Below are 2,797 nucleotides of genomic sequence, written 5' to 3' on the forward strand. Positions count from 1 at the left end.
TTCATGGTCTTGCCATTGGTGACCATTTCCATGTCGGCTTCGGCCGAAAAAGGAAACGGCAGATGCTTGAACGCATCGAATTCAGCCGCCGTGCCGAGGGTGAATTCAGCAGCGCTCATGCCCTTGGCAGTGCCCTTGCTGGCATCCAGATCGATCAAGGCATAGACCTTCGTGGAGTCGTAGCCATTGCCGTTTTCCAGAGTGCCTTTGCTGGCCTTCATGCCGACGACGTGCAGGTTTTGGGTGAACTTCATTTTGGATTTCCTTGGATGTTTCCGGCGTTGTCAAAGACCCGCTGCGGCCGGTTCGCAGGGATTCGTATTGAATGCATTCGTGAACTTTTTGAGGGCTTGCTCGATACCGTGAGCCATCGTGGTGGAGTCCAAGCCACGCAGGCCACGAGGCACCCGGCGGTGCTGCTGATCGACCACCATGGCCACCAGCCAATCTTCGTTTGGCATGACATTGGAAATCTGCACGAGCGTGGGAGCAACGACGCGTTGCACCCAGTTCACGACGCGCTGCGCACTGGCCTCAGCCACCTTCGTAGCCGTTGAAATCTTCGTGGCGGTCTCGCGGTTGCAGAGCATTTGCATCGCGGGGTAGGCACCGGCGAAATACTCAGCAGCGTTGACCAGGGTCTCCCAGGGGATGACACGATTGACGTTCCGCAACTCGGCTTCGGCACGCAGCCAACGGCTTTCCATCATTGCGTACTGGTGGCCCTTTTCGTAGAAGCGGGCGAGCTTGCCACTTTCGCGTTTGCCCACTTGGAAAGTGCGCGAATGGCCATGCATGGGCATGCCATCAGCATCAACACCGAGGCTCCAGCAGCCGTGGGTGGTGTACTTGGGCTTTCGGTTGCGGTAGCTGAATTCGTGGTGCTTATAGAGGTGCACGACCTCATCAATCACCAGCTCGCCTTCGAAAAAATCCTTTGCCAAATCCACCCGCGTGATCGTGGGATGAATCTCATCGAAGTAGTCATGAACCCGCTTTTCCCAGCCAGGACGAGCCATGGTGCAGCCCTCACCCTTGAGGGTGAAGCAGATGGTTCCACGCTGGCTTTCGCCGCCTGCACTGACGCTTGCCACTTCGTGGCCATTCTCATTGTCGATAGTCGTGGTGAATTCGTAGTAGTCCCGGCCAGGGCGATCCACGCCAACGGTGTAGCCGAGCAACTGGGCAAAAACGTGGGCGTACCAACGGGCCAAATTCTGGTCATCGGAGTCCTTGGGAATCCGTTTCGTGTCCGGGATCAATTCGCGCTTCAACGTGAACCGCAGGTAGTCCAACACGATGCCGCTTTGAGCCTTGGCATCCAGCTGGCGACGCTGGCAAAGCACCTTCAAACGACCACCTTCCAAAACCAACTTTTCATCAGATACCGTCATGCCCACTCTCCCGAAACTTTGTTTACCCCCGTGTTACTCGGGGGGGTATCGATGCGTGCGGCGCCCTTGCCCGCGCTGCGCCTGCGTGCTGCGGTCGCCGCAACGCCGAAACCGCCACGAAGACCACAGCAGGACACCGCAGCTTCAGCAGAAAAGGCAGGGCGAATCCCTGCGGGACCGGGCTCTATGGCTGCGCCACCAAGCCCCTGCGGGTCTTGGCCCATTCGGGTAACGACCCCTTTCGCAGGAGCGCGCAGGTCCGGGACGATGGCGTCGGGCACGGGTGGCACGCAGGTTGACATGGGCATGCTGCCCATACCCTGCCCCGTCAAGCTCGCTTCGCTCGACGCGCTAGTCGCGCTTTGACGGGTCCCCGGCTTGTCTCCAGGAAGGGGGGCGGCCAGGGCGGCGGGGGACTCCAGGTACTCGGCGTACCGATCGAGCGCCCACAGCACACCGGACAGGCCCAGGACGATGCCCAGGCCGCACGATGCAGCGATATCCAGCACGTACTGGGGCCAGTCGCGGCGGAACGCATCACGCCGCTCCAGGCGGTCAGCTGCCCACGCTGCGCGGATTTCAGCGATGCGCTGAGGATCGACACGGCGATTCACGATGCACCTCCCCATCTTGGGGAAGCAACAGCAGGGACATGAACAGCACTCGGATGGTGGCCACAAATGCCACCAGTGCGAACCTCAAACCCATGCTTGCGGCACGTCCAATACACAACCTGATTCAGGCCGTTTTCTTCACCAGACATAAATACGCAATTGCGACAGCATGGGCGAGATTGCGGCGGTACGTACCCAGCTTGGGTATGGGCAGCAATCAACCTCACGGCAACAACCCCTGCATGGCTTCCAACCGCAGGACGTGCAGGCGGGCTTTTTCCGCCTGCGCCCCACTGCGCAAGTAGGCACCGACCACGGCAGCGCATTGCTTATAGTCAGCAGCCCTTCGGGGACTGCCTTCGCAGATGGACTTCGGGACCGGGGCCGAAATGGCACGCCGGCACCGGTATTCAAGGTCGCGCTTGGCTTCGGGACTCATTGCAGCACCCCATCCTTGCGCGCGCCATACAAGCCGACCTGCTTCCAATTGCGGTTGGTTTCTGCGAAACGCACCATGGACTGCAGCAACTCATTGACAGAACAATCGAGGTATTCAGCGGTTTCGCGGAGCTTGGAGACAATCTCAGGCTTGTCCGTGAAATCGATCCGGGCCTTTTCGGCGCGGTATGCAGCCTTACGGGCCGCAGCATCAGCATGCTTTGCTGGGCGTCCCTTGCGCTTTTCGTTCCCGGTGGAACATTGGGTGCCACCCTCGCGGCCAACCTGAGCTACCAGGGCTGCGGATGCATCCGCACAGACCAGAGGGTGGCAATCGTTCGCCGCATCACA

Annotated in this window: 4 protein-coding genes; all 4 read right to left on the reverse strand. The window is 59.9% G+C overall.

Features of this window, described 5'->3' with window-relative positions:
• A partial coding sequence (locus tag AVKW3434_RS24135) for a hypothetical protein (protein ID WP_284407862.1) occupies positions 1–254 on the reverse strand: 254 nt, incomplete at its 3' end.
• Between the two features lie 30 nt (positions 255–284).
• Positions 285–1,394 carry a replication initiation factor domain-containing protein gene (locus tag AVKW3434_RS24140; protein ID WP_284407863.1) on the reverse strand — a complete coding sequence of 370 codons (1,110 nt, stop codon included), beginning with the start codon at positions 1,392–1,394 and terminating at the stop codon, positions 285–287.
• 837 nt (positions 1,395–2,231) lie between these two features.
• A complete protein-coding gene (locus AVKW3434_RS24145) occupies positions 2,232–2,447 on the reverse strand; it encodes a hypothetical protein (protein WP_284407864.1) in 216 nt (71 codons plus the stop codon).
• A partial coding sequence (locus tag AVKW3434_RS24150; RefSeq protein ID WP_284407865.1) for a hypothetical protein occupies positions 2,444–2,797 on the reverse strand: 354 nt, incomplete at its 5' end. The genes AVKW3434_RS24150 and AVKW3434_RS24145, both read right to left, overlap by 4 nt.

Source organism: Acidovorax sp. SUPP3434, assembly GCF_030159015.1.
Lineage (GTDB): Bacteria > Pseudomonadota > Gammaproteobacteria > Burkholderiales > Burkholderiaceae_C > Paracidovorax.

Coding starts and splice junctions, on each gene's coding strand:
- AVKW3434_RS24140 (WP_284407863.1), bottom strand. CDS start 1,394: ATGACGGTATCTGATGAAAAGTTGGTTTTGGAAGGTGGTCGTTTGAAG.
- AVKW3434_RS24145 (WP_284407864.1), bottom strand. CDS start 2,447: ATGAGTCCCGAAGCCAAGCGCGACCTTGAATACCGGTGCCGGCGTGCC.